Origin of the sequence: Gemmiger formicilis (assembly GCF_900167555.1) — a bacterium.
In the GTDB taxonomy this organism is placed as follows: Bacteria; Bacillota; Clostridia; order Oscillospirales; family Ruminococcaceae; genus Gemmiger; species Gemmiger formicilis.
In genome coordinates, this window is sequence record NZ_FUYF01000033.1 from 7,752 (window position 1) to 13,513 (window position 5,762).

7 protein-coding genes are annotated in these 5,762 nt (G+C 54.4%); 2 read left to right on the forward strand and 5 right to left on the reverse strand.

Features of this window, described 5'->3' with window-relative positions; all coding sequences use genetic code 11:
• The 4 genes from B5D32_RS15435 to B5D32_RS13630 all read right to left on the reverse strand — a co-directional run.
• A partial coding sequence (locus tag B5D32_RS15435) for a sigma-70 RNA polymerase sigma factor region 4 domain-containing protein (RefSeq protein ID WP_200805196.1) occupies nucleotides 1–528 on the reverse strand: 528 nt, incomplete at its 3' end.
• A gap of 22 nt (nucleotides 529–550) precedes the next feature.
• Nucleotides 551–1,405, reverse strand: a complete 855-nt coding sequence (locus B5D32_RS13620) for a hypothetical protein (protein WP_338108552.1) — start codon at nucleotides 1,403–1,405, stop codon at nucleotides 551–553.
• A 28-nt stretch (nucleotides 1,406–1,433) separates the two neighbouring features.
• On the reverse strand, nucleotides 1,434–2,507 hold the full coding sequence (locus B5D32_RS13625) for a DUF932 domain-containing protein (protein WP_078785520.1): 1,074 nt from the start codon (nucleotides 2,505–2,507) through the stop codon (nucleotides 1,434–1,436).
• 15 nt (nucleotides 2,508–2,522) lie between these two features.
• Nucleotides 2,523–3,305: a hypothetical protein gene (locus B5D32_RS13630; protein ID WP_078785521.1), complete on the reverse strand. Its 783-nt coding sequence runs from the start codon at nucleotides 3,303–3,305 to the stop codon at nucleotides 2,523–2,525.
• Between the two features lie 399 nt (nucleotides 3,306–3,704).
• On the opposite strand from B5D32_RS13630, the gene B5D32_RS13635 reads away from it, so the two are divergent.
• On the forward strand, nucleotides 3,705–4,382 hold the full coding sequence (locus tag B5D32_RS13635) for a DUF3990 domain-containing protein (protein WP_078785522.1): 678 nt from the start codon (nucleotides 3,705–3,707) through the stop codon (nucleotides 4,380–4,382).
• Complete coding sequence (locus tag B5D32_RS13640) at nucleotides 4,363–5,013, forward strand: helix-turn-helix domain-containing protein (RefSeq protein WP_078785523.1); 651 nt, start codon at nucleotides 4,363–4,365, stop codon at nucleotides 5,011–5,013. The genes B5D32_RS13635 and B5D32_RS13640 overlap by 20 nt, the downstream gene beginning before the upstream one ends.
• 71 nt (nucleotides 5,014–5,084) lie before the next feature.
• On the opposite strand, the gene B5D32_RS15280 is transcribed toward B5D32_RS13640, so the two are convergent.
• A partial coding sequence (locus B5D32_RS15280) for a hypothetical protein (protein WP_078785524.1) occupies nucleotides 5,085–5,762 on the reverse strand: 678 nt, incomplete at its 5' end.

Below are 5,762 nucleotides of genomic sequence, written 5' to 3' on the forward strand. Positions count from 1 at the left end.
GCACAGTTCCACCACGATGAACCGCGCGTTATCCAGCAGCGTGTTCACATGGTACAGCGAGGTGTTCTGCATCTGCGCAATCTCGTTCGTCTGGTAGCCCTTGGTGCGCAGACGGATAATCTCCATCTGCTGGGGCATTACCCGCTTGGCGAGAGCATGCAGAAGCAATGCAACCTCACTTTCACGCAGCGCTTCCTCGTCCGTCACCGTCGGCGTGGAACGCCGGGTCAGATGCCCGGTGTAAGACTGCCGGGGTCGGACGAAGCGGATGACGCGGAAACGGCGCTTGTCGGTGCGGCGGGTATTGACAACTTCGCCCTCCATCGCCCGCCACGCAACCGTGGCAAAGGAATAGCCTGCAAGGTTCGGGTCGGTCAGATACCGCTGCACCGCCCGCAGATAGCCGAAAATGACGATGTCATAATATTCGCTGGCAGGCAGATTCTTCTCGTGCAGAAACTTGTAAACAAGGTTGTGGTTCTTGTCGGCAAAAATACGCTGAGTATCATTCAACGGAATATCGTGCATAAAACACCTCCTTCATAAACTGTCACGCGGGCAGCGGCTGCGTGTCGCCGTTCACCGTAGCACCGATGCAGAAGCTGCCATCGGCGGTCGCAGGGGCGGCAGCGCAGCTCTCCACCTCACAAAGACCATCATCCTGTTCACGTTTTGCCTCGATGCGCTGGCGATTCATGCCACGAATCTGCTCACGGAAGCTCAAGGCGTACTTGCGCACAGCGGCAAGCTGCTCGCCGTGGAAATCGCCCAAGCGCTTGAACGTGGCAACGCTGTAATCCTTGCCCTCCGGGTTCGTCTGGCGTTTCAAACCAATCTCCACAAGGCTGCCATAAGTGGCACGGTTGCGGAAAACAAAACCCTGATTCAAAAACTCACGGAACGGGCTGATGCTGGTGGGAGAGAGATTGATCGCCAGCGGCATAAACTCCCCGCTGCGCAGCAAGTACAGCACCCGCATATTCTTGCAGGCTTTGCCGCGACCATTGGCGGCACTGCCAAATTGGCTCAACGCACAGGTTTCGCAGACACCACCGGGTTCACCGTAGCCCTGTTTGCCGTCTACAGAGGAGCAGAGCGGCGGTACATCGTCGCTGTACTCATCGCCCTCCGGCCAGTAGGCGCAGCTTGCGTGATTGAACAAAATCACGCCGGTGAGAGTGGGGCTGTAATCTGGGTGCTGAGGGTCGCCGGTGGGCAATTCAAACTGCAGCACGCCGCCTGCGGGAATCTTGATGCGGGGAAAGGACATCGTAAACCCGTCCCTATCCTCAGCAAGTTCCTCACTACTGAAATCGGCATCACCCATTTCGGGCAGCACAAAATCCAGCGGCTCGTTGGCGGTCATGGCGGTAGTGGCTGCGGCGTTAGCGTTCATCATAGACATAAAAAATCCTCCTATATGTAGGGCAGCATCAAGCAGCTGCCTGGTTGATTCTCGACCACTGCCGGGGCGGCATGGTCAAAATACTGTAACCGATACTTTCCAATTCACTGGCGCGGTCATAACTCTCCACATCCTGGCTGTGGCGAGTCACGGCGTTGGATAAACCATACAGCGTCAAATCGTTGGATTCGATCAGCCGCTGCAATACGCCAGTGCTTTCGCTGTCGGTAATGTGGAACTCTTTGCTGGCAAGTTTGACGACGGCCGGCACATCACGGGTATCCATCTGCGCGGCTTTGGCCTCCTGCATCTTGCCGACGACCTGCGCGAACCGCGCTTCTTCCACAGCAGCGCGCACGGTGTCCTGAATCTTCATAACAAAGGCTTTGTCCTCCGCGTCCAAAGTTGCTTGGGAGTAGACGCTGAAATTTTCCTCGCTATCTGTAACACGCCCCACATGGTTACGGCGGGCGGCGGCTTCATTCACGACCATGCCGTTGCTGCACACCAGCCGATAGATCAGCGGCTGGATGCTGACGGAACCAAGTCCGACCTCGCTGTTGCTGATGATGACCCCGGCCTGCACAATGTCGCCGGGGGATACCTCCGCCTGCAAGCGGGGGTTCACGGCCTTGATATACATACGGCTTTCGGTAATTTGGCAGCTTTCAAAGCGGATGTCAGGCAGCCCGCCGAGAATCGGAAGCGTCACTCCGGCAATGTCGATATTGTCGATGCGGCGGTAGCGATTGCTCAGGTACGCACGAGCGGAGCCGTCCAAGGTACGCAGCATACGCTGGCTGCTTTCCTGCTTGAACCATGTGTTGGCGTTGTAGGCCAGCAAGTCGGGACGTTCCTCCCGCATACGGTCATAGTAGGCGGCGGGAATACGCAGATGAGTGCCGATCTGCCGATGAGCGATGCCGGTGATGGTCATGGGCTCAATCAGCTCAGTGCCGCTGTCGTCCGACAGGTGCAAAAACATTTCTTTGCCGTAGGATTCCATCCGCAGGCGATTGGGGGCAATGAGGTAGTCCTCCTTGGACTCGCTCTGCCGCTTCACTTCGGTCAGCATCTGCTGTAAAGATACACCGGATTTCATACGCGAAACCTCCCTTTACCACGAGAGAACCAGCTTGCCGGAAGTTTCCTCGGCGGCCAGCCCATCTCCTGCAAAGACCTGTTTCAACTTTTCCCAGCAGCCCACAGGTGGGAAACCGTGCAGTTCCGGGAGTACCGATGTGCTGCCATCCGTAAGCTGGATGTGACCGTCCTCCTGCACGGTCATCGAGTGATGCCCGCGGGAACTGAGGTCGGCCACTATGCCCTCCAGCGTTGCGCGTCCCTCAGTTTCATACCAAATGCGCGGGTCGGGCAGTGGGGGAGTCTCAGCGGGAATACGCGGTTTTTCAGGCGTGTCTGCCGTGGGATTTGGGCGCAGCGGCACGGTGTTGATCAACTCGCACCGCAAGTGAGCCTGCTTGTCCAAAACGACCTCGGCACTCTCAAAGCCGTCCAATCCGTGAACACGAATCAGGCAGCGCCCTCCCTCTTTGACGATAGCAAGCGGATCTTTGGTGGCCCATTCCCATGTGATGTTGCTGTCCGCCGTGCGAAGCGCAGCGGTGACGCGTTGGTTCACATGAAGCAGCAGAATGTCGCTGAGCGGTTCGTCCTCAATGTCCGGCACCACAAACTTGGTGCGGCGGGGTGCCTTTGCTTTCTTCTTGGGGACTGCCGGTAGGCTGCTGCGCAGATGGTGCAGCACATACAGTTCCCAGATGGAGCAGGCAACAAGCAGAAGCGGCAGCAGCAGCGCGCCGCGCACAAACGCGGCGATGGCTACAATGATGCCCACGAAAATACTTGTACCGTTCCAGATGGCATTGTCAGATTTCATTGTCGATTACCGTCCTTTCACAAAAACAAAAAGGGCTGCATCAGGTGTCCATTCTGAACACTTGATGCAGCCCAAGGTGCAGCCGCTTTTCGGCGGCCATGCGGGATGCGGATGGATTCTTGGTTCACTCCTTTCTGCCGGTGGCAGGAAATATCTATATAAAAAAGTGCCGGCAGGGAAGACACCGCGCCCAATTCAGCGCAATGCCATCTACTACCGGCACCGATTACAAAAATAACAACGTATGCTTATATAGCATAAAAATCATCTATAAGATTATTATAATACTATATCTTGTGGATGTCAACGGTGGATTTTGTATGGGCTCCTGCACGATGATAACAACGCGCTTGCAATTATACTCCCGCAGGAGTATAATTGCAATGAGGAGGTGGTCTGATGAAAAAGACGATTTATCACGGCTCGGATCACATTATTGAAAAGCCCCAATATGGCTATGGAAAGCCCTACAATGACTATGGCGTTGGCTTCTACTGCACCGAAAACCCGAACATGGCGAAAGAGTGGGGCGTAAGTATTGACCACAACGGTTATGCAAATGAGTATCAAATCGAATGTGACGGTTTGACGATTCTCGATTTGAATGCCCCGGAATATACAATGCTGCACTGGCTGACGATTCTGCTTGAAAACCGTGAGTTTGATGCGTCCACACCGCTGGCGGCGGAAGCTAAGGATTATCTCTTACAGAATTTTCATCTGGACTACAAAACGGCAGATGTCATTATCGGCTATCGTGCCGATGACAGCTACTTTTCCTTTGCCTCTGACTTTATCAACGGTGCAATCTCGTATCGCCAGTTGTGTAGCGCTATGCGCCTTGGCAAACTGGGTCAGCAATTTGTACTGAAAAGCCGAAAAGCCTTTGAGCAGCTGAAATTTATGGGCTATGATACAGCAGACGCCAAAGAATGGTATAAGAAGAAAGCGTTCCGTGACCAGGCCGCCCGCCGCCAATACTTTGATGTAGAGCGGAACCGCCGCCAAAGGGGCGATCTTTACATTACAACCATCCTTGACGAGGAGATGAAGCCCAGTGATCCACGCTTACGATAAAAATTATCTTACCGCTGCACAAAAATGTCTTGCGCGTATGCTGGACTACATGGTCAATGATTTACAGTATCCGCTGGAAACAGTATGGAACTGGTTTTTAATGAGCGAGATTTCCCATCGCTTTGAACTCGGTGATAGCACTATTTTGGCAGGCACTTCCGGTGTGGAACTTGCCCGCAGGGTACTGGAACAGGCGGGGGAGCCAGAACCCGTCCGCAAGGCATCCTATGCGTATGACCGCAGTCTCGAATACTGGACGGGCTGGGCTATCGCATATTACCAGTGGGATACCGGGCTGCGCTTCTCTGAAATTGAGCAGGCTGTGCCGATTTCCAAGGTGCGAATGCTGTATACGCCCTACCATGAAATGGACGTTCGCCAGTTTGCTGATAAGATGAACGAACTGTACCGCGCAGCAAAGCCGGAAACAAACCTAAAGAGCCTGCGCACACTGGCCGAAATGAGCCAGTCGGAACTGGCACGACAGGCAGAAATCCCCGTGCGCACCATCCAGCAATATGAGCAACGCCAGAAAGACATTAACAAGGCGCAAGGGGAAACCTTGCTGCGCTTGGCACGTGTCCTGCATTGCAGTATAGATGATCTGATCGAAAAAGTCCCACAGCAATAATATGAATAGAAGCGGAAGATTCTCATTTAAGACAGCGGGAATCTTCCGCTTCTATTTTGTCGGTTATCGCATCAGTAAGTATCAAGCATAATTTGCTGCCGCAGGTAAAGGTTTGACACTGCCGTGATGACCTCGCGGCTGCAACGGTACTCCCGCACTGCATGGGCGAAGTTGTCGCAGTTCAGGTCGTTGTCGTCATACAGCTTGTCCAGCACATCGTAGCCGTCCTTCAGGCGGCGGATGTCCATTTCGATGCACTTGATAATTTCCGCGCACGAGAGCGGTGTCTGCCGGGCAAGGCGGATGACTTTTTTCTCGCAGGCGCTACGGGCATCAACGTGGAACAGGCGGCGGGTGATTTTCCAAGAGATGCCCTCCAAAAACGTCAGTTTGAGGAACGACAGCACCCGCAGCGGCCATGCCGCACCGATGGGGATGATAAAGCGGCAGGAGAGCAAATCATATAGCGCATCATACTCGGTATCCCCGGTGCCAACCACAATGAGCCCGCGAACTAGCAGGCGCTGCACACAGTCCTGCCAGCTGCGGTGGATGGTGACATTGGAACTGCTCGCCATCTTCTCGTAGAAGCTACTGATTTCCTCTTCCCGCAGGATGCGCCAGTTGAGGATGGACCAGAGCATAAACTCTTGCACATCGACCTCGTACTCTTTTTCGCAGACGATGATGACCGGGCGGGTGCCTTCTTCGGTGCAGCAGCGGATATAACGGCCATTGGCAGTGTAAAG

Coding starts and splice junctions, on each gene's coding strand:
- B5D32_RS13620 (WP_338108552.1), bottom strand. CDS start 1,405: ATGTCTATGATGAACGCTAACGCCGCAGCCACTACCGCCATGACCGCC.
- B5D32_RS13625 (WP_078785520.1), bottom strand. CDS start 2,507: ATGAAATCCGGTGTATCTTTACAGCAGATGCTGACCGAAGTGAAGCGG.
- B5D32_RS13630 (WP_078785521.1), bottom strand. CDS start 3,305: ATGAAATCTGACAATGCCATCTGGAACGGTACAAGTATTTTCGTGGGC.
- B5D32_RS13635 (WP_078785522.1), top strand. CDS start 3,705: ATGAAAAAGACGATTTATCACGGCTCGGATCACATTATTGAAAAGCCC.